Genomic DNA, 23,652 nt, shown 5'->3' on the forward strand with positions numbered 1-23,652 from the left:
CCGGGGCCGGGGCACGACCCGGCGCAGCAGCTTCGGGAGCTGCTCCGCGGCCGCGGCCGGGCGCGGCGCCCGCTCGTGGGCCGCGGGCTGGACCGGTACGGCGGCGGGCGGCCCGGCGGTGCCGGTGCGCGCGGAACCGCCCGCGGCCTCGACCACCTCGTCCGGGGTGCCCAGCCGGTCCAGGATGCGGCGGACGGCGGCGGGACTGTCCACCGCGGCCCTGGCCCGGTCGCGGTCGATCTCGTTGCGCAGCTCCGACACCAGCCGCATCCGGGCGGACGACGGCAGCTGCCGCTGCTGCGCGACATCCCCGACGCGGCTCAGGTACTCGTAGACGACCTTGTCGCTTTCGATGCCCACGGAATCCCTCCGGGGAGACGCCGACTGAACTCCCGTGAGGACGGTAGCGCAGAGCCGGGCCGCCCCCGCCACGGCTGAACCGCCGAGGACAACCCGCTACCGTTGGCCGGATGAGCCAAGAGGCCAACCCAGCCCCTCGGTCCCTCGCGGAGGCCCTCCGCGCCAGGGACGACGCCTCCCTGGCCGCGCTGCTGCGCAGCCGCCCGGACCTCATCACGCCGGTCCCCACCGATCTGACCCAGCTGGCCACCCGGGCCGGCACCCGGGCCTCGGTGCTGCGGGCCCTGGAGCGGCTGGACCGGTTCGCCCTGCAGACCGCGGAGGCGCTGGCCGTGGCCCCGGACCCGGCCCCGTACGCCACCCTGCTCGGGCTGATGGCCGGGGACGCCGGGGACGAGGCGGTGACCGCCGCGCTCCCCCGTGCCCTCGGCACGCTGCGCGAACAGGCACTGGTGTGGGGCGACGACGATCGGCTGCGCCTGGTGCGCACCGCCCGCGAACTGCTCGCGCCCTCCGCGCAGCACCCCTCGCCGACCGGTCTCGGGCCCACCGTCTCGGAGGCCACCTCGGGCATGTCACCGGGGCGGATCCAGGAGATCGTGACCACGGCCGGGCTGGCCTCGACGCACGACTCGGTGTCGGCGGTGGCCGCGCTGACCGCCCTGTTCGCCGACCGGAAGAAGATGGCCCGGCTGCTCGCCGGGGCCCCGGACGCCTCCCGGGAGGTGCTGTCCCGGCTGGTGTGGGGGCCGCCGTACGGGCAGGTGACCCCGGAACCGGCCGCGCATCTGCGCTGGCTGCTGGACCGGGGGCTGCTGCTGCCGACCGCTCCGGGCACCGTCGTACTGCCCCGCGAGGTGGCCCTGCATCTGCGCGCGGGCCGCGCCCACCGGGAGCCCGAGCCGCTGCCGCCGGCGGTGGAGCCGGCCGCCACCCACCGTCCACAGGTTGTGGACGCGACGGCCGCCGGGCAGGCCCACACCGCCCTCGCCACCGTCGAGGAGCTGCTGACGGACTGGAACGAGGGCGGGCCCGCGGTGCTGCGGGCCGGTGGCCTGAGCGTGCGCGATCTGAAGCGGACCGCCATCGCCCTGGACGCGCCCGAGCCGGTCGCCGCCTTCTGGGTCGAACTCGCCTACGCGGCGGGCCTGCTGGCCTCCGACGGCGAGGCCGACGAACGCTACGCCGCCACCCCCTTCTACGACGAGTGGCTTCAGCGGCCCCCGGCCGAGCGCTGGGCCCGGCTCGCCCAGGCCTGGCTGACCGGCACCCGGACGTCCGGTCTGGTCGGCGGCCGGGACGCGAAGGACCGGACGCTCTCCGCGCTCGGCCCGGGCCTGGACCGCTCGGCCGCGCCCGAGGTGCGGCACCGGGTGCTGGCCCTGCTGGCCGCGCTTCCCGCGGGCGCCGCCCCCGACCCCGACACGGTCCTCGCCCGGCTGCGCTGGGAGCGCCCCCTGCGCGGCGCCGCGTCCGGCGCCCGGACCGGCAAGGAGGGCGGCACCGAGGACCTGCGCGCCCGCCTCGCCCGCTGGACCCTCGCGGAGGCGGAACTGCTGGGCGTGACGGGCCGGGGCGCCCTGTCCGCCCACGGCCGGGCCCTGCTGGGGGCACCGGCCCCGGGCGGCACCGCCGGTCCGGCCGACGCGGGCGCCCCGGCCGGAGCGGGGGACGGCGGCGGCCCCGCCGGGGCGGGCGAGCCCAGCGGCCCCGGGGACAAGCTCCCCGTCCACCACCGGACGATGCCGCAGCTCACCCCGCCGGCCCCGCTCTCCGCCACCGAGCAGGCCACCGCGGCCGCCGCCGCGGCCCGGATTCTCGCGCCACTGCTGCCCGAGCCCCTGGACCACGTGCTGCTCCAGGCCGATCTGACCGCGGTGGCGCCGGGCCCGCTGGAGCGGCCGCTCGCCGAGACGCTCGGGGTGCTCGCGGATGTGGAGTCCAAGGGCGGCGCCACCGTGTACCGGTTCACCCCGGGGTCGGTACGGCGCGCGCTGGACGCCGGGCGGACCGCCGCCGACCTGCACGACTTCCTCACCCGGCACTCGCGCACCCCGGTCCCGCAACCGCTCGCCTACCTGATCGACGACGTGGCCCGCAGGCACGGCCATCTGCGGGTCGGCGCCGCCTCGGCGTACGTCCGCTGCGACGACGACGCCCTGCTCAACGAGATCCTCGCCGACAAGCGCGCCGCCGCCCTGCGGCTGCGCCGCCTCGCCCCGACCGTGCTGGCCGCGCAGACCGACCCGGCCGCCCTGCTGGAGGGCCTGCGCGCGATGGGCTTCGCGCCCGCCGCCGAGTCCGCCGAGGGCGATGTCCTGATCACCCGCGCGCACGCCCACCGCACCCCGCCCCGCACCGCGCCGGAACCGGTGCCGGAGGGGCCGCCGACACCCGACGCCACCCTGCTCACGGCCGCGATCCGGGCCATCCGGGCCGGCGACCTGGCCGCCACGGCCCCCCGCAAGTCCGCCGGGGCCGGCCCGGCGGGCGGCGAGCCGCCCCGCACCTCCTCCGCCGAGACCCTCGCCACCGTGCAGGCCGCGGTGCTCACCGGCGAGTCCCTGTGGATCGGCTACGTCAACGCCGAGGGCGCCGCCAGCCAGCGCGTCATCGCCCCGGTCCGGGTGGAGGGCGGCTTCGTGACGGCGTACGACCACACGGCCGACGAGGTGCGCACCTACCCGCTGCACCGCATCACCGGGGTCGCCGAGCTCGCCGGGGAGTGAGCGGGGACCCCCGTGGCGGTCCGCGGCCCTCCGCGATCGCCGCCGGATGGGGCACACTGGACGTTTGGCCGTAGTGGAGGCCGTAGTGGAAAGGGTGTACCGCGCGTGAATGGTCCACTGATCGTCCAGTCCGACAAGACCCTGCTCCTGGAAGTCGACCACGAGCGGGCCGACGACTGCCGCCGGGCCATCGCGCCGTTCGCCGAGCTGGAGCGGGCCCCCGAGCACATCCACACCTACCGGGTGACGCCGCTCGGCCTGTGGAACGCGCGGGCCGCGGGGCACGACGCGGAGCAGGTCGTGGACGCGCTGGTGCAGTACAGCCGCTACCCGGTGCCGCACGCGCTGCTGGTGGACATCGCCGAGACGATGGACCGCTACGGCCGCCTCACCCTGTCCAAGCACCCCGCGCACGGACTGGTCCTGACGACCACCGACCGGCCGGTGCTCGAAGAGGTGCTGAAGTCCAAGCGGATCACCCCGCTGGTCGGCGCCCGGATCGACCCCGACACCGTGGTGGTCCATCCCTCCGAGCGCGGGCAGATCAAGCAGACCCTGCTGAAGCTCGGCTGGCCGGCCGAGGACCTCGCCGGTTACGTGGACGGCGAGGCGCATCCCATCGAGCTGGCCGAGGACGGCTGGGCGCTGCGGCCTTACCAGAAGCAGGCCGTGGAGAACTTCTGGCACGGCGGCAGCGGTGTCGTCGTACTGCCCTGTGGCGCGGGCAAGACGCTGGTGGGCGCCGCCTCCATGGCCGAGGCGAAGTCGACCACCCTCATCCTGGTCACCAACACGGTCTCCGCCCGGCAGTGGAAGCACGAGCTGGTGAAGCGGACGTCGCTGACCGAGGACGAGATCGGCGAGTACAGCGGCACGCGGAAGGAGATCCGCCCGGTCACCATCGCCACCTACCAGGTGCTGACCACCCGGCGGAAGGGCGTCTATCCGCACCTGGAGCTGTTCGACTCGCGGGACTGGGGTCTGATCGTCTACGACGAGGTGCATCTGCTGCCGGCTCCCGTCTTCAAGTTCACCGCCGATCTCCAGGCACGGCGGCGGCTGGGGCTGACCGCCACGCTGGTGCGCGAGGACGGCCGTGAGTCGGACGTGTTCTCCCTGATCGGGCCCAAGCGGTTCGACGCGCCCTGGAAGGAGATCGAGGCCCAGGGCTACATCGCGCCCGCCGACTGCGTCGAGGTCCGGGTGAACCTGACGGAGTCCGAGCGGCTGGCGTACGCCACGGCCGAGACGGAGGAGAAGTACCGCTTCTGCGCCACCACGGACACCAAGCGGAAGGTCACGGAGGCGATCGTCCGCCGGTTCGCGGGCCAGCAGATCCTCGTCATCGGCCAGTACATCGACCAACTCGACGAGCTGGGCGAGCACTTGGACGCCCCGGTCATCAAGGGCGAGACCTCCAACGCCCAGCGCGAGAAGCTCTTCGACGCCTTCCGTGAGGGCGAGATCAACGTGCTGGTGGTGTCCAAGGTCGCCAACTTCTCGATCGACCTGCCCGAGGCCACGGTCGCCATCCAGGTGTCCGGCACGTTCGGCTCCCGCCAGGAGGAGGCCCAGCGGCTCGGCCGGGTGCTGCGGCCCAAGGCCGACGGCCACCAGGCGCACTTCTACTCGGTCGTCGCCCGCGACACCATCGACCAGGACTTCGCCGCCCACCGCCAGCGCTTCCTGGCCGAGCAGGGCTACGCCTACCGCATCGTGGACGCGGACGAACTCCTGTCGGAGACGGAGGGCTGACCGGCCCGGGGGGGGCGGGCGCCGTCACGCCCGGCGTACGCCCGCCTCCTCGCCGTACTCGCCGAGGACGACCACGCCGAACGCCGCCTCCGCGAACACCTTCAGGGCGCGCAGGGCGCTGCCGAGGAGATGACGCGGGGCGCCGTCCACGGCCGTGGCCCCGCGCGGGGGCCGGGCTGGGGCGGGGGAAACCGTCGCTGCGCCCATGCCTCCCTGGTGGCACCGCGCGCCCCGCGCAGGTATCGGCCCAGGGGTCCGATTTCCCGGGCCGCCCGCTACGCCCACGGGTGGACCCCACCCCTACTCCGGGCCGCCTCATCCCCCTAGGGAGCGCGTCGGCGGCGTCCGCCGCCGGCTGGTCGGCACGCGTGAGACGCACCGGCCCAGGCCGGCGTCGTCCGCCGCGGCCCGCGGGCCGACCGGAGCGGCCGCCGAATATCCATTGGCGTTCGCCTTGTCGCCTCACTAAAATCCTCCCCCTTGCCCGCCTCCCCTCCGCGGAGTGCCGCCGCCCGGCCGGAAACCGGACGGCACGTCGTCCCGCACGGCACCGTCACCGTCGTACCGCCCGCAGCAGGCCCACCGGAGGCACCCCCTTGTCCACGTCCGCCCACGACCCGGCCACCGACCCCCTCTCCCGGGAACGCTCGCACCTCGCCGACTCCCGTGCCGCCCTGCGCGCCATGCGGGAGGACGTGGAGGCGCTGGACATCCGGGACGTCACCGCCAACTGGGTCAACGCCGAAGTGCTCAGCCGCCAGATCGACGACCGCATCAAGGCGCTGGCCGACCTCAGCGACACCCCGCTGTTCTTCGGCCGGCTCGACTACCTGCACGCGCCGGGCGCGGAACAGGCCGAGGGCGCGCAGGGCGAGCAGTTCTACATCGGGCGGCGGCATGTGCACGACGCGGACGGCGACCCCATGGTCATCGACTGGCGTGCCCCGGTCTCCCAGCCGTTCTACCGGGCCTCGAAGAAGGACCCGATGGACATCGGGCTGCGCCGCCGCTTCGGCTACACCGGCGGCGAGCTGACCGCGTACGAGGACGAGCGGCTGTCCGACCCGGACGAGGCGGCCACCACCAGCAAACTGCTCCAGCAGGAGATCGAGCGCCCGCGCGTCGGCCCGATGCGGGACATCGTCGCCACCATCCAGCCGGAGCAGGACGAGATCGTCCGCAGCGGGCTCGGCGGCACGGTCTGCGTCCAGGGCGGTCCCGGCACCGGGAAGACCGCCGTCGGCCTGCACCGCGTGGCGTACCTGCTGTACGCGCACCGGGAGCGCCTCGCCCGCACCGGCACCCTGGTCATCGGCCCCAACAAGTCGTTCCTGCACTACATCGAGCAGGTGCTGCCGGCCCTCGGCGAGCTGTCCGTGCAGCAGGCCACCGTGGACGACCTGGTGGCGCAGGTGGAGGTGCGCGGCACCGACGAGGCGGCCGCCGCGGTGATCAAGGGCGACGCCCGGATGGCCGAGGTGCTGCGCCGGGCCCTGTACTCGTACGTCACCCTGCCGACCGAGCCGGTGGTGGTCGTGCGCGGGTCGCGGCGCTGGCGGGTCCCGGCGTACGAGCTGGAGGAGCTGGTACGGCAGCTGCTGGACCGGGACATCCGGTACGGCGCCGCCCGCGAGGCGCTGCCGCAGCGGATCGCGCACGCGGTGCTGGTGCAGATGGAACGGGCCGGCGAGGCGCCGGACGACCGGGTGCAGGACGCGGTGGCGCGCAACAGCGCGGTGAAGGCGGCCGTGAAGGCGGTCTGGCCGGCCGTCGACCCGGCGAAGCTGGTGCTGCGGCTGCTCTGCGAGCCGGAGTTCCTCGCCGAGCACGCCGCGGGCCTCCTGGACGAGGACGAGCAGAAGACGATCCTGTGGGCCAGGCCCGCGCGCAGCGTGAAGTCGGCCAAGTGGTCCGCCGCGGACGCGGTGCTGATCGACGAGGCGGCCGACCTGATCCAGCGCACGCACTCGCTCGGGCACGTGGTCCTGGACGAGGCGCAGGACCTGTCCCCGATGCAGTACCGCGCGGTGGGCCGCCGCTGCACCACGGGCAGCGCGACCGTGCTGGGCGACCTGGCGCAGGGCACGACGCCCTGGGCGACGCGGAGTTGGCACGAGGCACTGGGCCACCTGGGCAAACCCGACGGCGTCATCGAGGAGTTGACGGCCGGTTTCCGTGTGCCGACGGACGTCATCACCTACGCCTCCCGGTTGCTCCCCCACATCGCGCCCGGTCTGACCCCGGTCGCCTCCGTCCGCGAGAACCCGGGCTTCTTCGAGGTCCGCCCGATCAACTCCACGGAGCAAGTCGTCGCGGCCTGCGAGGAGTTGCTGGGCAACGAGGGCTCGACGGGCCTGATCGCCGCCGACGCCCGCGTCCCGGCGCTGGCCGAGGCGCTGACCGCGGCGGGCCTCGGATACCTGGCGCCGGGCGAGGAGACCACCCGCGAGACCCGGCTGACCCTGGTGCCGGCCTCGCTCGCCAAGGGCCTGGAGTACGACTACGTGGTGCTGGACGAGCCGCGGGCGGTGGTGGACGGCGAACCGGACGAGCACACCGGGCTGCGACGCCTGTACGTGGCCCTCACCCGAGCCGTCTCCGGCCTCGTCGTGACCCACGCGGCACCGCTCCCCGAGCAGCTGGCCTAGGACCTCTCGTTCGGAGCAGGCCGGGCTCGCGGGGTCCGGCCTGCTCCAAACGAAAGACCCTGGACCGGTACACGGCTGTTCCCTCCCAGCCGTTGGTCCCCGGCCCGACTGGGGCTATCGTCGGAATCCTGAGGCCAGGGCGAGGGAGGACGGCCGGTGATGCCGCAGGACGAGGCCGTGATCGGCTGCACGGGGAAGGTCCTCATCGGAACGCGTGGCTCCGCGGGACCGGGCGAGATCCTGGTCCGGGTCCGGGGCGGTTCCGAGACGTTCCTCGCCTGGTCGGAGGATCCCCTGCCGCCGGGCGCGACGGTGCTCGTGATCGAATCACGGGGTTCTCGCGCGGTCGGCGTCATCGAGTGGGCCGATCCATTGGACGCGCTCGGCGGCGGCGCCGCCGACGCCTGCTGAGGAGTACGAGAAAATGTTCGGATACCGCGTACCCGCGCCCGACGAGGCGATGCTGATCTCGGGCGGGCGACGGGGACTGGGGGGCGCGCCGTTCCGAGTGGTGACAGGCCACGGCAAATTCGTGGTCCCGTTCTTCCGCAAGACCCGCTTCCTCTCCCTCGCGATGTGCGAGTCGGAGGTCACCGAGACCTGTGTGACCAAGCAGGGCATCGCCCTGCACGTGCGCGCGGTCATCGCCTTCAAGGTGGGCAACGATCACGAGAGCATCATCAACGCGGGCCAGCGCTTCCTCTCCGACCAGGACCAGATGTCGGTGCTCACCGGCCGGATCTTCGCCGGCCATCTGCGCGCGATCATCGGCTCGATGACCGTCGAGGAGATCGTCACCGAACGGCAGAAGCTGGCCGCGGAGGTGCTGGACACCTCCAAGACCGAGATGGCCAAGATCGGCCTGATCGTGGACTCGCTCCAGATCCAGTCGATCGACGACGGCGACACCGGTTACATCGACGCGATGTCCGCCCCGCACAAGGCGGCCATCCAGCGCCAGGCGCAGATCGCGCAGGCGCAGGCCACGCAGGCGGCGGTGGAGGCGGAGCAGGAGGCGGCCCGCCGGCAGGCGGAGTACGCGCGGCAGACCGCCGTCGTCAAGGCCGAGTACTCGGCCGAGGTGGACCGCGCGCAGGCGCAGGCGGCGCAGGCCGGTCCGCTGGCGCAGGCGCACGCGCAGCGGGAAGTGCTCGACGCGCAGACCGAGCTGGCCGAGCGTCAGGCCCTGCTGCGGCAGAAGCAGCTGGTGGCGGAGGTCGTGAAGCCGGCCGAGGCGGAGGCCGAGCGGGTGCGCATCCTCGCGGCGGCGGAGGCCCAGCGGATGAAGATCCAGGCGGAGGCGGCGGCCTCGTACGACCGGGTCGCGCTGGACCGGATGCTGATCGACCAGCTGCCGCAGATCGTGAAGGAGGCGGCCGGCGGTCTGTCCGGCGCCAACGTCAACGTCCTGAACGGCGCGGACGGCCTCGGCGAGATCGCGGCCGGCCTGGTCTCCCAGGGCCTGACCATCCTGGACTCGGTCCGGCAGAACCTCGGCGGCCAGGAGTCCGACGGCCACCGCACCGAGGAGAACCGGAACAACGGCCTGCTCCAGCTGCACTCGGGCAAGAACAAGAAGTCGGACGACGGCCCGGTGGACGTCGACTGACGCACGCCCGGCACGCCACCGCGACCGCCCCGCTCCCGTGCCGGTTCCCCGGCCGGGGGCGGGGCGGTCCGCGTCGTACGAGGGCGCGCGCCGTACCCCGCCCTAGTCGGCCGCGCTGTCCAGCACCCGGCGCCACTCCTTGACGGACGCCTCGGACACCGGTCCGTGCCAGCCCTGGGGGCGGGCCGCGCCTCCGATGTGGAAGGCGTCGAGTCCGGCGGCGAGCAGGGGCGGGACGTGGTCCAGGCGCAGCCCGCCGCCCACGAGGATGGTCTGGTCGTAGCCGGGTTCGCCCTGGCGGCCGGACTCGGCGAGCAGGGTGGGCAGGCCCTCGTCGACACCGGTGGCGGAGCCCGCGGTGAGGTAGGTGTCGAGACCGGGCAGGTCGGCGAGCGCCTTGCGCAGGGCGTCGCGGTCGGCGGCGCGGTCGATGGCCCGGTGGAAGGTCCACCGGCAGCCGTCCAGCGCGGTGACGACCCGTTCCACGGCGGCCAGGTCCACGCCTCCGTCCGCGTCGAGGAAACCGAGCACGAACTGGTCGGCGCCCGCCGCCCGCAGCTCGTCCGCCACCCGGAGCAGCCGCTCCACCGCACCGGCCGCGAACCCGTCCGCCAGGCGGAGCATCACGCGCAGGTCGATGTCCACGGCGGCGCGGATGCCGGCGACGGTGGCGGCGGACGGGGTGAGCCCGTCCGCCGCCATCTCGGTGACCAGCTCCAGGCGATCCGCACCCCCGGCCTGGGCGGCGACCGCGTCCTCGATGTCGAGGGCGATCACCTCCAAGACTGCACGCTTGCTCATGGCACCCCATTCTCGCGGCCAAAGATCCGACTAAAGGTCTAGTCCAATTTAAGAGTACGCCGACGGGGAGGCGCCAGTACGCCACCGGGAATGCGCCGGGCCGCCGCTCAGCCGAACACGTTCAGCTCCGCCTCCGTGGCGCCCGCCAGCTCGTACGCGCGGCCGTCGAGCGACCGGCCCGAGTACAGCCGCACGAGGGTGGGGGCGTCGCCGATGTAGCGCGCGGGCGGGGCGCCCGGGGCGGCGGCGCCCAGCCGCAGCGGCTCGTCCAGTTCGTCCAGGTCGGCGTGGAGGGGGACGTGGCCGAGGACGCGGGTGTACCGGGCCAGCAGGTCGAGGGCGTACGGCAGGCCCGCGCCCGCGTACGCGCCCGGCGCGCCGAACACCTCCCGCACGTCCCCCGCGTGCACCCACTCGCCGAGCGCGACGGCGTCCAGGCGCCCGTCCCCGCGCGCGAGCACGGCGCCGGCCTCGGTCATCCCGCGCTCCAGCTCGTCCACCACCTGGCCGGCGGTCCAGTCGGCGCGTTCGGCGATGTCCCGGTCGTTGGCCTCGGGCGAGAACACCCCCTCCTCGAACCGCCGCTCCACCACCCGGCTCAGCACGGCGGAGCAGTGGGCCAGCACATCCCGCACGGTCCAGCCCGGACACGCGGGCACCGGCAGGGCGAAGTCGGCGGCGGGCCGGGCGCGCAGCAGCGGTATCAGGGCGTCCCGCTCGATCGTCAGCAACCGCCCGGGCAGTTCGGGATCCCGTCCTTCGTACAGATCAGTCATGCGCCCAAGCTAGGGCCTCCCCTCCGGATCGGGCCGGGCCGATCCGGACGAAAGACCCTGGGCCGCCACCGCCCGCCCGCACGGCCCGGACGCGAGAATGGGCCCATGGCCGACCTCGACGCCCTGCGCACCCGTTTCGCCCGCGCACTGGAAGCAGCCCGCGCCCCGGGCGGCGGGCCGGACCCCGCGCCCTACGCCGACAACCTCCTCGCCCGCTGGCAGGAACCCCAGCGCCGCTACCACACGCTCGCGCACCTCACCGCGGTCCTCGACCACGTCGACGCGCTGGCGCGGTACGCGGCCGATCCGGACGTGGTACGGCTGGCCGCCTGGTTCCACGACGCCGTCTACCTGCCGGAGCGCTCGGAGAACGAGGAGCGGTCGGCGCGGCTGGCCGAGCGGGCCCTGCCGGAGGCGGGGGTGCCGGCGGCGAAGACCGCCGAGGTGGCCCGGCTCGTCCGGCTGACCGTCACGCACGACCCGGCCGACGACGACCGCGACGGCCAGGTGCTGTGCGACGCCGACCTGGCGATCCTGGCCGCGCCCCCGTCGGCGTACGCCGTCTACACCGCCGAGGTCCACGAGGAGTACCACTTCGTCCCCAACGACGCCTTCCACCAGGGGCGTTCGGATGTGCTGCGTCAACTCCTCGCCCTGCCACGGCTGTTCCACACGCCGTACGGCCGGGAGCACTGGGAGGCCACGGCCCGCTACAACCTCGCCGCCGAACTGGAAATGCTCTCGCCGTGACGGCGTCCCACGCCTAGGGTGCGCCCATGCGAGCGATGAGCGGGGAACAGGTGACCGAGGCCGTGGCCTGGTGTGCGGCCGTACTGCGGGAGGCGGTGGGGCGGGACTGGCGCGCCGTCCGGGCCGGGCGACTGGAGTGGGACTGCCACACCACCGCCGTGCACGTCGCGGACGACCTCGTGGCGTACGCCGCCAATCTCGCCGGGCGCGCGCAGGACGCGTACCTGCCGTTCGACCTGACGCTGCACGAGGACACCGGCAACGCGGACCTGCTGCACGTCGTCGAGACCACCGGCGCGCTGCTCGCCGCCGCCGTGCAGACCGCGCCGCCCGGCCTCCGCGCCTTCCACCCCTACCCGTTCCGCAGCGCCGACCGCGACGGCTTCGCCGCGATGGGCGTCGCCGAGGTCCTGCTGCACACCCATGACATGGCCGAGGGCCTGGGCCTCTCCTACGAGCCGCCCGCCGAACTGGCCGAGGCCGTGCTCGGCACCCTCTTCCCGCACGTCCGGCCCGGCCCCGAGCCCTGGCCGACGCTGCTGTGGGCGACCGGCCGCGGCGAGCTGCCCGGCCGGGACCCGGTCACCGAGTGGCGCTGGTACAACAACCTCGTCCTGCCCACCGAACGCCTCGTCCTCACCGGGCTGCGACCGGCCAACGCCCGCGATCTCGTCCTCGGCGGCGACGGCGGCTTCGACTGGATCGAGGGCGGGCCCTACGAGGGGACGCGCGAGGCGGCCGGACTGCTGGTGAAGGCGTACGAAGCGGGCGTCCACCGGCCCGAGTTCACCACCTTCGTCGCCGTCCGGGAGGAGGACGGCCGCGCGGTCGGCGCCCTGCTCTTCCACGGCGTCCCGGACGAGGACGGGCGCGTGGAGATCGGCTACGACCTCGCCGAGGCCGCCCGCGGCCAGGGGTACGCCACGGAGGCGCTGCGCGCGCTGTCCGCGTGGGCGCTGGCCCGCGACGACGTGCGGACGCTGTACGCGCGGGCGCAGAAGAGCAACACCGCCTCCCAAGGGGTCCTCGGCCGCGCCGGGTTCGAGCCGGTGGGCGCGATCGACGACCGGCTCCTGGCGTACGAGCTGCGCTCCTGAACCCGCGGCTACGAAATCCCGCGCCGCACCAGCCCCTTGGGCCGCCGCAGCCCCGACGCCCGCAGCAGCCGCACCACTTCGCGGCTGCTGACCTCCACCGCGCCGGCCGCCACCGCGTCGGCGTACCGGTGCGCGGGGAGGTCGTAGTGGTCGCGCTCGAAGGCCCGCCGGGGCACGCCCAGCCCGTCGGCGAACAGGCGCAGTTCGTCGTACGACACATCGCTCACCAGGTGCGACCACAGGCGCCCGTGGCCCGGCCAGGTGGGCGGGTCGATGTACACCGTCACGGGCGCCTCACGGGGACGGCGTCCCGAAGGCCGCGGCGAGCGAGCCGACCGCCGCGACCTTCACGCCCGCCTTGTGGCACACCCAGTGCGGGTCGGGGCCCAGCTCGGGCTCCACGTCCAGCGCGTGCGGGTCGCCCGAGCCGCAGGCCGGGCACAGCGGCCAGCGGCCGTACCGCTCCAGCAGCGCGTCCTGCACGTCCTGCGCGACCAGGCCGGCCACATAGCGCACGCCGTCCGGCCACTGCTCGACCCACCAGCGGCGCTGCGCCACGGCGTCCTCGACCAGCGAGACCACGTCGGCCTCCGCGACCCGGCCGGCGACCAGATCGGCGAGGACCAGGGCGCGGGCCGCGTGCAAGGCCTGTTCAAGGGGACTGATGGGTTCCATGCAACCCATTGTGCGCACTCTTGACCCGGACACGAACCGAAAATATCTTTCAGAGGTGACCCAGGACGTGAAGGAAAGTTTCGGCAGTCCGGTGGGCTCGCTCGCCGCCAAGGTGCGCACCCTCGCTCCGTCGATGACCCGGTCCATGCAGCGCGTCGCCGAGGCCGTCGCGAGCGACCCGGCCGGCTGCGCCGCCCTCACGGTCACCGGCCTCGCCGAACTGACCGGCACCAGCGAGGCCACGGTCGTCCGCACCGCCCGCCTGCTCGGCTACCCCGGCTACCGGGACCTGCGCCTGGCCCTCGCGGGCCTGGCCGCCCAGCAGCAGTCCGGGCGCGCGCCCGCCATCACCACCGACATCGCCGTGGACGACCCGATCGCCGACGTCGTCGCCAAGCTGGCGTACGAGGAGCAGCAGACCCTCGCCGACACGGCGGCCGGGCTCGACACCGGCCAGCTCGGCGCGGCCGTCGCCGCGCTCGCCGGCGCCCGCCGCACCGATGTGTACGGGATCGGGGCGTCCGGGCTCGTGGCCCAGGACCTCACCCAGAAGCTGCTGCGCATAGGGCTCATAGCGCACGCGCACAGCGATCCGCACCTCGCGGTCACCAACGCCGTCCAGCTCCGTTCGGGCGACGTGGCGATCGCGATCACCCACTCCGGCTCGACGGGGGACGTCATCGAGCCGCTGCGGGCCGCCTTCGAGCACGGGGCGACGACGGTGGCGATCACCGGCCGCCCCGACTCACCGGTCACCCAGTACGCCGACCACGTGCTGACCACGTCCACCTCACGGGAGACCGAGCTGCGGCCGGCCGCGATGTCCTCGCGGACCAGCCAACTGCTCGTGGTGGACTGCCTGTTCGTGGGAGTGGCCCAGCGTACGTACGAGACGGCGGCGCCCGCGCTGGCCGCGTCGTACGAGGCGCTGGCGCACCGGCACCGCTCCACCTCCAGGTGAGCGACCGCACGGGGGAACACCACACGCGAACCGGCATCCGAGACCGAGAGAGCCGCTCCCATGACCTCCCATGACCTGCGCAGCCAGCTGGCCTCGCTGACCACCGAGGCCTTCCGCCCCGAACTGGCCGACATCGACCGCCTGCCCACCCTCGACATCGCCCGCCTGATGAACGGCGAGGACGCGGGTGTGCCCGCCGCCGTCGCCGCCCGGCTGCCGCGCATCGCCGCCGCCATCGACGCCGTCGCCGAGCGGATGGCGCGCGGCGGCCGGCTGATCTACGCCGGCGCCGGGACCGCCGGACGGCTCGGCATCCTGGACGCCTCCGAGTGCCCGCCCACCTTCAACACCGACCCGGCGCAGGTCGTCGGCCTGATCGCGGGCGGCCCCGGGGCGGTGGTCAGCTCCGTCGAGGGCGCCGAGGACTCCGCCGAGCTGGCCCGCGCCGACCTCGACGCGCTCAAGCTCACCCCCGACGACACCGTGGTGGGCGTCTCCGCCTCCGGACGCACCCCCTACGCCGTCGGCGCCGTCGAGCACGCCCGTGCCCAGGGCGCCCTGACCGTAGGACTGGCCTGCAACGAGCACAGCCCGCTCGCGGCCGCCGCCGAGCACGGCATCGAGGTCGTGGTGGGCCCCGAGCTGATCACCGGCTCCACCCGGCTGAAGGCGGGCACCGCGCAGAAACTCGTCCTGAACATGCTGTCGACCATCACGATGATCCGGCTCGGCAAGACCTACGGGAACCTGATGGTCGACGTCCGCGCCTCCAACGCCAAGCTGCGGGCCCGCTCCCGCCGCATCGTCGCGCTGGCCACGGGCGCGGGCGACGAGGAGATCGAGCGGGCCCTGACCGAGTCCGGCGGCGAGGTCAAGAACGCGATCCTCACCCTGCTCGCCGACGTGGACGGCCCGACGGCCGCCCGCCTTCTGGAGGACTCCGGCGGCCATCTGCGCGCCGCGCTCGCCCGCGCGAGCGGCTGACCGCACGCCCGGCGGCGCGCCCAGACCCCGCCTCCACCGCGTCCGCCGTCCTCGCCCGTGCCGGCGGCCCCGCCCACGTCGTCTCCGCCCCGCACGGCACGACCCGGCGACGGCTGTCCCCCGCGGACACCGGCGCCGTGGACGGGGCGGGGCCGCGGGCGGCGCCGGCCCGTCCGGCCGGGCCCTGTTCCCGCTGCTCGCGGGCCACCGGGGCCCGGGCCCGACGGCGGCGGTCTGCGCGGGCGGCCTGCTCACCGGCTACGCGGTCGGTCTCCTCGCGACGTACCTCTTCGGCCCGCCGGGCCGGCGGTCCTCAAGGGGCCTGCCACACAAGGGTGTACCGCCAGAAGAGCCGCCGGCGCAGCCGGGCGCCGGGCAGCAGCCGACGGGCCTGTCCGGCGATCTCCGAGAAGGTCATGTCCGGCTCCCGGGTGGGCGCGGTCATGGTCACGGGCCGCCGGACCACCGCCCGCCCCCGGTTCTTCACCAGGCCGAACAGCGGGTTGAGGGCAAGGGAGGCCACACCCCGCACGTCCTCGTCCCGGGCGCACCCCACGACGACCAGCGTCCCGCCGGGGGCCAGCTCCTGCCGGAACCGGGTGAGGGCCTCGGTGAAGGGGAGGTGGTGGAGCACGGCGACACAGGTGATGACGTCGTAGGGCCCGGGCGGCAGCCCGTCGGGGGCGGCGCCGAGGGTGTACTCGACATGGGCCGCCGCCCCGCCGGACTCCCGCGCGCGCTCCAGGATCTCCGGATCGGCGTCCACCGCGGCCACCCGCTCCGCCCGCCCGGCCAGCGCCCGCGCCAGCTCACCGGCCCCGCACCCCACGTCGAGGGCGCGCCCGAAGCGGCGCGGCAACTGCCGCAGCAGCCAGGGGTGGAAGTGCGCGTTGTGATCCCAGGGGTAGGTGTCGTTCAACCGCCCCAGCGCCTCGACCAGTCGCCCGCTCACCGTCGCCATGCCCCCCAGTCCACCACGGCGGGCCCTCGTCCTGGACACTGTGAGGACCACGTCCTGGACACTGTGAGGACCCACGGAAGTCGCCTACCGACCGGGAACCGCCATGAACCACGCCCAGCTGGCCGCCCTCGGCCGGGCCCTTCGGGTGCTCGGGGAGCACGGGGAGACGCTGACCGCCGACACCCCCGACGGGCGGCTCCAGGAGATCAGGGCGGATCTGCGCAGAGCGCTGGATCTGCTGGAGGAGAGCGCCGGCACGAACGCGCCGGCCACCCGGTGCGCCGAGCACCCGCAGGGGCCCGTGGACGAGAGCGCGCCCGATCTGTGCCTGCTGTGCGAGACCCGGCGCCGGGCGGCCCGCCGCTCGGAGTACCAGGGCCGGCCGGGCCCGGTGCAGCAGGCCGCCCCGGCGCCCTCGCGGTACGGCGTCCGGGAGGACCGCCCGCAGCCCCAGCAGCGGTGGCTGCCGGAGCTGTGGAACGGGCAGGAGTGGCAGCTGTGCGGCACCCCCCGGCGGGACCGGCGGGAGGCCGAGGCCTACCTCGCCGCCCAGCGGCGCGGCGCGCGGCCCGCCATGGCCTACCGGCTGGTGCACGAGTTCACCGACTACGAGGTGCTACGCGTGTGGGGGACGCCGGTGCGCGTCGACATCGAGCCGATGAACAACCTGTAGCGTCCCCCGACGGCCGGCACCGGCCTCAGCTGAGGGTCTTCAGCGCCGCCGCGTCGTACGGCTCCAGCTCGTCGAAGCGTCCGGCGAGCACCTTGGCCGCCCACTGCGGGTCCTGGAGCAGCGCGCGGCCGACGGCGACCATGTCGAACTCGTCGGCCTCCAGCCGGTCGAGGAGGTTGTCGATGGCCTTGACCGGGGAGCCCTCGCCGCGGAAGGCGCCGGTGAAGTCGCCGTCGAGGCCGACCGAGCCGACCGTGATGGCCTGCTTGCCGGTGAGCTTCTTGGTCCAGCCCGCGAGGTTGAGGTCGGAGCCGTCGAACTCGGGGAGCCAGTAGCGGCGGGTGGAGGCGTGGAAGACGTCGACGCCGGCCGCGGCGAGCGGGGTCAGGACGGCCTCCAGCTCCTCGGGGGTCTCGGCGAGGCGGGCGTCGTAGTTGTCGGACTTCCACTGCGAGTAGCGGAAGATCACCGGGAACTCCGGGGAGACCGCCTCACGCACGGCGGCCACGATCTCCGCCGCGAACTTCGTGCGGGCGACCGGGTCACCGCCGTACGCGTCGGTGCGGCGGTTGGTGCGCTCCCACAGGAACTGGTCGATGAGGTAGCCGTGGGCGCCGTGCAGCTCGACCCCGTCGAAGCCGATGCGCTCGGCCGCGGCGGCGGCCTCGGCGAACGCGCGGATGACGTCGTCCAGGTCCTGACGGGTCATCGCCCGGCCCTCGCCCTCGGTGCCGTCCAGGCGGATGCCGGAGGGGCCGACGGCGGGCGCGTCCGCGAACGGCGGCTCGCCCTGCTTGCGCACCATGCCGACGTGCCACAGCTGCGGGACGATGGTGCCGCCCGCCGCGTGCACGCCCTCGGCGACCTTCGCCCAGCCCGCGAGCTGCTCCTCGCCGGAGAACCGCGGAATCCGGTCGCTCTGCCCGGCCGACTCGTGGCCCACGTAGGTGCCCTCGGTGATGATCAGGCCGACTCCGGCGGCGGCCCGGCGCGCGTAGTAGGAGCGCACGTCCTCGCCGGGGACGCCGCCCGGGGAGAACATCCGGGTCATGGGCGCCATCGCGATCCGGTTGGGGACCGTGAGGCCGTTGAGGGTGAGGGGACGGGAGAGGATCTGGGCCGCGCGGGAGGCGGCGGGCGTGTCGACGGTCACGTGGGAAACTCCTCGGGCTGTTACTGACCAACCGGTATGTGAGCGTGCATCGTTGCAGACCCTTAAGCAAGCGGTGGCACGGAGGCCGGTATTCCCAGCCCCGGTGCGCGCCCCGCTGTGAGGCCGGACACGCCCGAGGGCGGCACCCCCTGTCGTCCGACAGGAAGTGCCGCCCTCGGCACGAACTCGATCAGCCGGAGGCCGATCAGAAGTCCATGTCACCGCCCGGCATGCCGCCCGGAGCGGCCGCGGCGGCCTTCTCCGGCTTGTCGGCGATGACGGCCTCGGTGGTGAGGAACAGCGCGGCGATGGAGGCGGCGTTCTGCAGCGCGGAACGGGTCACCTTCGCCGGGTCGATGATGCCCTCGCCGACCAGGTCGACGTACTCGCCGGTCGCGGCGTTCAGGCCGTGGCCCGGGGTCAGGTTGCGCACCTTCTCCACCACGACACCGCCCTCGAGGCCGGCGTTGACGGCGATCTGCTTCAGCGGGGCCTCCAGGGCGATGCGCACGGCGTTGGCGCCGGTCGCCTCGTCACCCTCCAGCTCCAGCTTCTCGAAGACCTGGGAGGCCTGGAGCAGGGCCACGCCACCACCGGCGACGATGCCCTCCTCGACGGCCGCCTTGGCGTTGCGCACGGCGTCCTCGATGCGGTGCTTGCGCTCCTTGAGCTCCACCTCGGTGGCGGCACCGGCCTTGATGACCGCGACGCCGCCGGCGAGCTTGGCCAGGCGCTCCTGGAGCTTCTCGCGGTCGTAGTCGGAGTCGCTGTTCTCGATCTCGGCGCGGATCTGGTTGACGCGGCCGTTGACCTGCTCGGAGGAGCCGGCACCGTCGACGATGGTGGTCTCGTCCTTGGTGATGACGACCTTGCGGGCGCGGCCCAGGAGGTCCAGGGTCGCGTTCTCCAGCTTGAGGCCGACCTCCTCGGAGATGACCTCGCCGCCCGTGAGGATGGCGATGTCGCCGAGCATGGCCTTGCGGCGGTCGCCGAAGCCCGGGGCCTTGACGGCGACGGACTTGAAGGTGCCGCGGATCTTGTTGACGACCAGGGTCGACAGGGCCTCGCCCTCGACGTCCTCGGCGATGATCAGCAGCGGCTTGCCCGACTGCATGACCTTCTCCAGGAGCGGGAGCAGGTCCTTGACGGAGCCGATCTTGGAGTTCGCGATGAGGATGTACGGGTCCTCGAGCGACGCCTCCATGCGCTCCATGTCGGTCGCGAAGTAGGCGGAGATGTAGCCCTTGTCGAAGCGCATGCCCTCGGTGAGCTCGAGCTCCAGACCGAAGGTGTTGCTCTCCTCGACGGTGATGACGCCTTCCTTGCCGACCTTGTCCATGGCCTCGGCGATCAGCTCGCCGATCTGGGTGTCGGCGGCGGAGATGGACGCGGTGGAGGCGATCTGCTCCTTGGTCTCGACGTCCTTCGCCTGCTCCAGGAGAGCGGCGGAGACGGCCTCGACGGCCTTCTCGATACCGCGCTTCAGAGCCATCGGGTTGGCGCCGGCCGCGACGTTGCGCAGGCCTTCCTTGACCAGGGCCTGGGCGAGCACGGTCGCGGTGGTCGTACCGTCACCGGCGACGTCGTCCGTCTTCTTGGCGACTTCCTTGACCAGCTCGGCGCCGATCTTCTCGTACGGGTCCTCGAGCTCGATCTCCTTGGCGATGGAGACACCATCGTTGGTGATCGTGGGGGCGCCCCACTTCTTCTCGAGGACGACGTTGCGACCCTTGGGGCCGAGCGTCACCTTGACGGCGTCCGCGAGCTGGTTCATGCCGCGCTCGAGGCCGCGCCGCGCCTCCTCGTCGAACGCGATGATCTTGGCCATGTGAAGTGGTCCCTCCAGGACTGGGGGTGATTCCTTCGGACCGCGCCCGCGCCCGCGACGGACGGCTCGCCGGCCTGCGGTTCCTTGCCCCACGTGGCCTGCGGGCCTCACCGACCCGGTCCTTCTTTGTCACTCTCACCTTCAGAGTGCTAACGCAATGATTAGCACTCGGCATGCCCGAGTGCAAGGTGCGCCCGCGTAGCGGGCTCGTCGAGGGGTGGCGGTCGGGTGACGGGTGGCGCAGGCGTCCACGCGGGTACGAGCCGGTCGTGAGCCCCGGACGGACGCACCGCCCCCGGACATGCCGCAGGGCCCGCACCCCGTGCGAGGTGCGGGCCCTGCGGTCGAGAAACGTTCAGGCGGTGACGCGAACCATGTCGGCCTGCGGACCCTTCTGGCCCTGCGAGATCTCGAACTCCACCCGCTGGCCCTCCTCCAGGGTGCGGTAGCCGTCCATCTGAATGGCGCTGTAGTGGACGAAGACGTCCGCACCACCGTCGACCGCGATGAAGCCGTACCCCTTCTCCGCGTTGAACCACTTGACGGTGCCCTGAGCCATGCCTAACTCCCCTATTACTGGCCCTTGCACAGATCCACACTTCGCGGACCCGGGTCAGACCTCGCCCCCCATCGGTCGGGGGCGTGCGCCGGAACGCGTCGACCGCGGCTGAATGTATCTGTCCAACTGCCGTCTGCAACAGGTCAATTGGACGAGAATTCTGGACGCGACCGATCCGGAATGTGGGGAGAATTCACCAGAGTTCAGGGCAAGTCGGGCCCCGTAAAATACGCAAAAGCCGCGGAAAGCCCGTGCACTTTGGCTACTTCTTATCGGGCTCGCGATGAGGAATCGAGGGCTTCCCCTCGGTGATCCGGGGCGTGTTCCCCAACTGTACCGCGCTCAATCACACAGAATTGCCCCCTCCGCTTCTCTCACGGAGAGGGCAATCCGATGAACCTTCGGTAACCGTCCTTACCGAAGGTAATGATCGGTCATCCGGTCAGCAGCCGCCGGCGACGGCCGGGATGATCGAGACGCCCGCGCCGTCCGGGGTGACGGTCTGCAGGCCCTGCTCGAAGCGGACGTCGTCGTCGTTGACGTAGACGTTCACGAACCGGCGCAGCCTGCCCTGGTCGTCCAGGACGCGGGCGGCGATCCCGGTGTGGTTCTTCTCCAGGTCCTCGATGACCTCGGCGAGGGTGGCGCCCTCGGCGGCGACCTCGGCCCGGCCGCCGGTGTAGGTGCGCAGGATGGTGGGGATGCGAACGGTCACGCTCATGCGAGGCCAGCCTCTCGGAAGGAGTCCAGGGTCGGGCGGATGGTGGCGGTCAGACCGGTGCCGGCCACCGCGTCGAGGGTCTTCAGACCGTCGCCGGTGTTGAGGACGACGGTGGTCTTCGCCGGGTCGAGGACGCCGCTGTCGATCAGCTTCTTCGTCACGCCGACGGTCACCCCGCCCGCGGTCTCGGCGAAGATGCCCTCGGTCCGGGCCAGCAGCTTGATCGCGGCGACGACCTGCTCGTCCGTCACGTCCTCCACGGCGCCGCCGGTGCGCCGGGCGATGTCCAGGACGTAGGGTCCGTCGGCCGGGTTGCCGATGGCGAGGGACTTGGCGATGGTGTCCGGCTTCTGCGGCCGTACGACGTCGTGGCCCGCCTTGAAGGCCGTCGACACCGGCGAGCAGCCCTCGGCCTGCGCACCGAAGATCTTGTACGGCCGGTCCTCCACGAGCCCCAGCCTGATCAGCTCCTGGAGCCCCTTGTCGATCTTGGTGAGCTGGGAGCCGGAGGCGATCGGGACCACGATCTGGTCGGGCAGCCGCCAGCCGAGCTGCTCGCAGACCTCGTACGCCAGGGTCTTGGAGCCCTCCGCGTAGTAGGGGCGCAGATTGACGTTGACGAAGCCCCAGCCCTCGCCGGCCGGGTCGCCGATCAGCTCGGAGCAGAAGCGGTTCACATCGTCGTAGTTGCCCTCGATGCCGACCAGCTCACCGCCGTAGACCGCGGCCATGACGACCTTGCCCTGCTCCAGGTCGTGCGGGATGAACACGCAGGAGCGCAGGCCGGCGCGGGCGGCGGCGGCGCCGACGGCGCCGGCCAGGTTGCCGGTGGAGGAGCAGGACAGCGTGGTGAAGCCGAAGGCGCGCGCGGCCTCCAGCGCCTGGGCCACCACCCGGTCCTTGAAGGAGTGGGTCGGGTTGCCGGAGTCGTCCTTGACGTACAGGCCGCCGGTGACGCCGAGTTCGCGGGCGAGGTTGTCGGCCTTGACGAGCTTGGTCCAGCCGGGGTTGATGTTCGGCTTGTCGGCCACGTTCGCCGGGACGGGCAGCAGCGGGGCGTATCGCCAGATGTTGGCGGGGCCGCTTTCGATGCGCGCCCGCAGTTCCTCGGTGTCGTAGCCGGAGAAGTCGTAGGCGATCTCCAGCGGCCCGAAACACTCCTCGCAGGCGAAGACCGGGCCGAGCGGGACGCGGTGGCCGCATTCCCGACAGCTCAGGGCGGCGGCGGGGCCGAGGTCGACGGTGGAACTGCCGGTGGCAACTGTCTGCACAGCCATGGGAGGCGAGGCCCTTTCTCCTCATCTTCCTCACGACGCATCTCGCCGCGAGACGGATTTGGCACCTTCCCTAGCCGGGAGCCTCGCTGTTCGAAGACGAGAACCGGCTGGAGGGTTGCCGGGGCTTCATCGGGCCGTGTCCCTCTGCCCCTCTGGATGAGCGGTATTCGGTTGTGTATGCGGTTGTCGGCGCGCGTGGACCCCCGACATGCGATGGTCATCGGCGTTGTTCAAGACTGTAACCGAAGGCCTGGACAGTTGAGATAGTCGTCCGTACCGCGAGACAACCGTGAGGAGCCCGGGACCGTGCTGGAAGAAGTCGAGCGCTGGCTGAGCGACCGCTCCTGGTCCGTGCACGATCGGCCGATGCACCAGCTCCTGGCGGCCAAGCAGCGCACGGGCCAGACGATCAGCGTGGTCCTGCCCGCGCTCAACGAGGAGGAGACCGTCGGGGAGATCGTCGCCGTGATCCGGCGCGAGCTGGTGGAGCGGGCCCCGCTGGTCGACGAGGTGCTGGTGATCGACTCCGGGTCCACCGACCGCACCTCCGAGGTGGCGGCCGCGGCGGGCGCGCGGGTGGTGCACCGCGACGCGATCCTGCCCCGGATGCCCGCCGTCCCGGGCAAGGGCGAGGTGCTGTGGCGCTCGCTGCTCGTCGCCACCGGGGATGTCGTCTGCTTCGTCGACGCGGACCTGCGGGAGTTCTCCGCCGACTTCGTCACGGGCATCGTCGGCCCGCTGCTCACCGAGCCGGACGTGCAGCTGGTCAAGGCGATGTACGACCGGCCGCTCGCCGGATCGGCGGGGCAGGGCGGCCGGGTCACCGAGCTGATGGCGCGCCCGCTGCTGAACATGCACTGGCCGCAGCTGGCGGGGTTCGTGCAGCCGCTGGGCGGGGAGTACGCGGCCCGGCGCTCGCTGCTGGAGCGGCTGCCGTTCCCGGTCGGGTACGGGGTGGAGCTGGGCATGCTGGTGGACGCCCTGCACCTGGTGGGCCTGGACGCGCTGGCACAGGTGGACGTGGGGGTGCGCAAGCACCGGCACCAGGACGGGCAGGCGCTCGGCCGGATGGCGGCGGCCATCTACCGCACCGCCCAGCTGCGGCTGGCCCGCGGCCATCTGGTGCGGCCCTCGCTCACCCAGTTCGAACGGGGGGTGACGGGCTTCGAGCCGCGCACCTACTCGGTGGACACCGAGGAGCGCCCGCCGATGACGGAGATCGCCGAGTACGCCCACCGCCGGGTGGCGTGACGGACGGGTGGCGTGAAACCGGAGGTACGGCTGTGGGGGGCCGCTTTCCGGGACGGTCCGTACGTTTGAGTGTTTCCGGGCCGG

The 23,652-nt window shown here is 73.2% G+C and carries 22 protein-coding genes, 1 pseudogene and 1 riboswitch; of the genes and pseudogenes, 11 read left to right on the forward strand and 12 right to left on the reverse strand.

Features of this window, described 5'->3' with window-relative positions:
* Positions 1-360: pseudogene (locus FRZ03_RS21930) on the reverse strand (hypothetical protein); the annotation flags it as partial.
* Between the two features lie 110 nt (positions 361-470).
* Between FRZ03_RS21930 and FRZ03_RS21935 the strand changes: the two are divergent.
* A complete protein-coding gene (locus FRZ03_RS21935; RefSeq protein WP_146466861.1) occupies positions 471-3,089 on the forward strand; it encodes a helicase C-terminal domain-containing protein in 2,619 nt (872 codons plus the stop codon).
* Positions 3,090-3,194: 105 nt separating this feature from the next.
* Positions 3,195-4,844 carry a DNA repair helicase XPB gene (locus tag FRZ03_RS21940; protein ID WP_146466862.1) on the forward strand — a complete coding sequence of 550 codons (1,650 nt, stop codon included), beginning with the start codon at positions 3,195-3,197 and terminating at the stop codon, positions 4,842-4,844.
* Between the two features lie 24 nt (positions 4,845-4,868).
* Here the strand turns inward: FRZ03_RS21940 and FRZ03_RS21945 are convergent, their stop codons facing one another.
* Positions 4,869-5,051: a hypothetical protein gene (locus FRZ03_RS21945; RefSeq protein ID WP_146466863.1), complete on the reverse strand. Its 183-nt coding sequence runs from the start codon at positions 5,049-5,051 to the stop codon at positions 4,869-4,871.
* Between the two features lie 389 nt (positions 5,052-5,440).
* On the opposite strand from FRZ03_RS21945, the gene FRZ03_RS21950 reads away from it, so the two are divergent.
* The 3 genes from FRZ03_RS21950 to FRZ03_RS21960 all read left to right on the forward strand — a co-directional run bounded on the left by FRZ03_RS21950 (position 5,441) and on the right by FRZ03_RS21960 (position 9,101).
* Positions 5,441-7,492: a HelD family protein gene (locus tag FRZ03_RS21950; protein WP_146466864.1), complete on the forward strand. Its 2,052-nt coding sequence runs from the start codon at positions 5,441-5,443 to the stop codon at positions 7,490-7,492.
* 159 nt (positions 7,493-7,651) lie between these two features.
* Complete coding sequence (locus FRZ03_RS21955; RefSeq protein WP_146466865.1) at positions 7,652-7,903, forward strand: hypothetical protein; 252 nt, start codon at positions 7,652-7,654, stop codon at positions 7,901-7,903.
* Between the two features lie 13 nt (positions 7,904-7,916).
* Positions 7,917-9,101 carry an SPFH domain-containing protein gene (locus FRZ03_RS21960; RefSeq protein WP_146466866.1) on the forward strand — a complete coding sequence of 395 codons (1,185 nt, stop codon included), beginning with the start codon at positions 7,917-7,919 and terminating at the stop codon, positions 9,099-9,101.
* A 102-nt stretch (positions 9,102-9,203) separates the two neighbouring features.
* Here the strand turns inward: FRZ03_RS21960 and FRZ03_RS21965 are convergent, their stop codons facing one another.
* Both FRZ03_RS21965 and FRZ03_RS21970 read right to left on the reverse strand, forming a co-directional pair.
* Positions 9,204-9,902 carry a copper homeostasis protein CutC gene (locus FRZ03_RS21965; protein ID WP_146466867.1) on the reverse strand — a complete coding sequence of 233 codons (699 nt, stop codon included), beginning with the start codon at positions 9,900-9,902 and terminating at the stop codon, positions 9,204-9,206.
* A 107-nt stretch (positions 9,903-10,009) separates the two neighbouring features.
* The gene (locus FRZ03_RS21970; RefSeq protein WP_146466868.1) at positions 10,010-10,678 is read right to left on the reverse strand and encodes a maleylpyruvate isomerase family mycothiol-dependent enzyme; all 669 of its coding nucleotides are present in this window, start codon (positions 10,676-10,678) and stop codon (positions 10,010-10,012) included.
* A gap of 105 nt (positions 10,679-10,783) precedes the next feature.
* Here FRZ03_RS21970 and FRZ03_RS21975 point away from each other — a divergent pair, with 105 nt between their 5' ends.
* Positions 10,784-11,428 carry an HD domain-containing protein gene (locus tag FRZ03_RS21975; protein ID WP_146466869.1) on the forward strand — a complete coding sequence of 215 codons (645 nt, stop codon included), beginning with the start codon at positions 10,784-10,786 and terminating at the stop codon, positions 11,426-11,428.
* Between the two features lie 26 nt (positions 11,429-11,454).
* Positions 11,455-12,525, forward strand: a complete 1,071-nt coding sequence (locus tag FRZ03_RS21980) for a GNAT family N-acetyltransferase (RefSeq protein ID WP_261399292.1) — start codon at positions 11,455-11,457, stop codon at positions 12,523-12,525.
* Between the two features lie 8 nt (positions 12,526-12,533).
* On the opposite strand, the gene FRZ03_RS21985 is transcribed toward FRZ03_RS21980, so the two are convergent.
* Both FRZ03_RS21985 and FRZ03_RS21990 read right to left on the reverse strand, forming a co-directional pair.
* The gene (locus tag FRZ03_RS21985; RefSeq protein ID WP_146466870.1) at positions 12,534-12,812 is read right to left on the reverse strand and encodes a DUF4031 domain-containing protein; all 279 of its coding nucleotides are present in this window, start codon (positions 12,810-12,812) and stop codon (positions 12,534-12,536) included.
* Positions 12,813-12,819: 7 nt separating this feature from the next.
* Positions 12,820-13,200 (reverse strand): hypothetical protein, encoded by a 381-nt coding sequence (locus FRZ03_RS21990; RefSeq protein ID WP_146466871.1) that lies wholly within the window; start codon positions 13,198-13,200, stop codon positions 12,820-12,822.
* A gap of 55 nt (positions 13,201-13,255) precedes the next feature.
* On the opposite strand from FRZ03_RS21990, the gene FRZ03_RS21995 reads away from it, so the two are divergent.
* The gene (locus tag FRZ03_RS21995; RefSeq protein WP_146466872.1) at positions 13,256-14,161 is read left to right on the forward strand and encodes a MurR/RpiR family transcriptional regulator; all 906 of its coding nucleotides are present in this window, start codon (positions 13,256-13,258) and stop codon (positions 14,159-14,161) included.
* A 60-nt stretch (positions 14,162-14,221) separates the two neighbouring features.
* Complete coding sequence (gene murQ, locus FRZ03_RS22000) at positions 14,222-15,145, forward strand: N-acetylmuramic acid 6-phosphate etherase (protein WP_146466873.1); 924 nt, start codon at positions 14,222-14,224, stop codon at positions 15,143-15,145.
* Positions 15,146-15,458: 313 nt separating this feature from the next.
* Here murQ and FRZ03_RS22005 read toward each other — a convergent pair whose 3' ends face one another.
* A complete protein-coding gene (locus tag FRZ03_RS22005) occupies positions 15,459-16,106 on the reverse strand; it encodes a class I SAM-dependent methyltransferase (RefSeq protein WP_146466874.1) in 648 nt (215 codons plus the stop codon).
* Between the two features lie 103 nt (positions 16,107-16,209).
* Here FRZ03_RS22005 and FRZ03_RS22010 point away from each other — a divergent pair, with 103 nt between their 5' ends.
* On the forward strand, positions 16,210-16,779 hold the full coding sequence (locus tag FRZ03_RS22010; protein WP_146466875.1) for a hypothetical protein: 570 nt from the start codon (positions 16,210-16,212) through the stop codon (positions 16,777-16,779).
* Positions 16,780-16,804: 25 nt separating this feature from the next.
* On the opposite strand, the gene FRZ03_RS22015 is transcribed toward FRZ03_RS22010, so the two are convergent.
* From FRZ03_RS22015 to thrC, 5 genes are all read right to left on the reverse strand, one after another.
* On the reverse strand, positions 16,805-17,932 hold the full coding sequence (locus tag FRZ03_RS22015) for an NADH:flavin oxidoreductase (RefSeq protein ID WP_146466876.1): 1,128 nt from the start codon (positions 17,930-17,932) through the stop codon (positions 16,805-16,807).
* A gap of 205 nt (positions 17,933-18,137) precedes the next feature.
* Entirely contained in the window at positions 18,138-19,760 is a 1,623-nt protein-coding gene (gene groL / locus FRZ03_RS22020; protein ID WP_146466877.1) for a chaperonin GroEL, read from the reverse strand.
* Between the two features lie 355 nt (positions 19,761-20,115).
* Positions 20,116-20,319 (reverse strand): cold-shock protein, encoded by a 204-nt coding sequence (locus FRZ03_RS22025; RefSeq protein WP_004986573.1) that lies wholly within the window; start codon positions 20,317-20,319, stop codon positions 20,116-20,118.
* 442 nt (positions 20,320-20,761) lie between these two features.
* A complete protein-coding gene (locus tag FRZ03_RS22030; protein WP_146466878.1) occupies positions 20,762-21,040 on the reverse strand; it encodes a MoaD/ThiS family protein in 279 nt (92 codons plus the stop codon).
* Entirely contained in the window at positions 21,037-22,317 is a 1,281-nt protein-coding gene (gene thrC, locus FRZ03_RS22035) for a threonine synthase (protein WP_146466879.1), read from the reverse strand. The genes FRZ03_RS22030 and thrC overlap by 4 nt, the downstream gene beginning before the upstream one ends.
* Before the next feature lie 18 nt (positions 22,318-22,335).
* Positions 22,336-22,480, reverse strand: a riboswitch (SAM riboswitch).
* A 143-nt stretch (positions 22,481-22,623) separates the two neighbouring features.
* Between thrC and FRZ03_RS22040 the strand changes: the two genes are divergently transcribed.
* The gene (locus tag FRZ03_RS22040) at positions 22,624-23,568 is read left to right on the forward strand and encodes a glucosyl-3-phosphoglycerate synthase (RefSeq protein ID WP_146466880.1); all 945 of its coding nucleotides are present in this window, start codon (positions 22,624-22,626) and stop codon (positions 23,566-23,568) included.
* Positions 23,569-23,652: the final 84 nt, after the last annotated feature.

It is taken from the genome of Streptomyces misionensis, from assembly GCF_007896895.1.
Lineage (GTDB): Bacteria > Actinomycetota > Actinomycetes > Streptomycetales > Streptomycetaceae > Streptomyces > Streptomyces misionensis_A.

Bases quoted from the DNA above. Each gene is read 5' to 3' on its own strand.
- FRZ03_RS21935 (WP_146466861.1), top strand. From the start codon at position 471: ATGAGCCAAGAGGCCAACCCAGCCCCTCGGTCCCTCGCGGAGGCCCTC.
- FRZ03_RS21945 (WP_146466863.1), bottom strand. From the start codon at position 5,051: ATGGGCGCAGCGACGGTTTCCCCCGCCCCAGCCCGGCCCCCGCGCGGG.
- FRZ03_RS21955 (WP_146466865.1), top strand. From the start codon at position 7,652: ATGCCGCAGGACGAGGCCGTGATCGGCTGCACGGGGAAGGTCCTCATC.
- FRZ03_RS21960 (WP_146466866.1), top strand. From the start codon at position 7,917: ATGTTCGGATACCGCGTACCCGCGCCCGACGAGGCGATGCTGATCTCG.
- FRZ03_RS21965 (WP_146466867.1), bottom strand. From the start codon at position 9,902: ATGAGCAAGCGTGCAGTCTTGGAGGTGATCGCCCTCGACATCGAGGAC.
- FRZ03_RS21970 (WP_146466868.1), bottom strand. From the start codon at position 10,678: ATGACTGATCTGTACGAAGGACGGGATCCCGAACTGCCCGGGCGGTTG.
- FRZ03_RS21975 (WP_146466869.1), top strand. From the start codon at position 10,784: ATGGCCGACCTCGACGCCCTGCGCACCCGTTTCGCCCGCGCACTGGAA.
- FRZ03_RS21980 (WP_261399292.1), top strand. From the start codon at position 11,455: ATGCGAGCGATGAGCGGGGAACAGGTGACCGAGGCCGTGGCCTGGTGT.
- FRZ03_RS21990 (WP_146466871.1), bottom strand. From the start codon at position 13,200: ATGGAACCCATCAGTCCCCTTGAACAGGCCTTGCACGCGGCCCGCGCC.
- murQ (WP_146466873.1), top strand. From the start codon at position 14,222: ATGACCTCCCATGACCTGCGCAGCCAGCTGGCCTCGCTGACCACCGAG.
- FRZ03_RS22005 (WP_146466874.1), bottom strand. From the start codon at position 16,106: ATGGCGACGGTGAGCGGGCGACTGGTCGAGGCGCTGGGGCGGTTGAAC.
- FRZ03_RS22010 (WP_146466875.1), top strand. From the start codon at position 16,210: ATGAACCACGCCCAGCTGGCCGCCCTCGGCCGGGCCCTTCGGGTGCTC.
- groL (WP_146466877.1), bottom strand. From the start codon at position 19,760: ATGGCCAAGATCATCGCGTTCGACGAGGAGGCGCGGCGCGGCCTCGAG.
- FRZ03_RS22025 (WP_004986573.1), bottom strand. From the start codon at position 20,319: ATGGCTCAGGGCACCGTCAAGTGGTTCAACGCGGAGAAGGGGTACGGC.
- FRZ03_RS22030 (WP_146466878.1), bottom strand. From the start codon at position 21,040: ATGAGCGTGACCGTTCGCATCCCCACCATCCTGCGCACCTACACCGGC.
- thrC (WP_146466879.1), bottom strand. From the start codon at position 22,317: ATGGCTGTGCAGACAGTTGCCACCGGCAGTTCCACCGTCGACCTCGGC.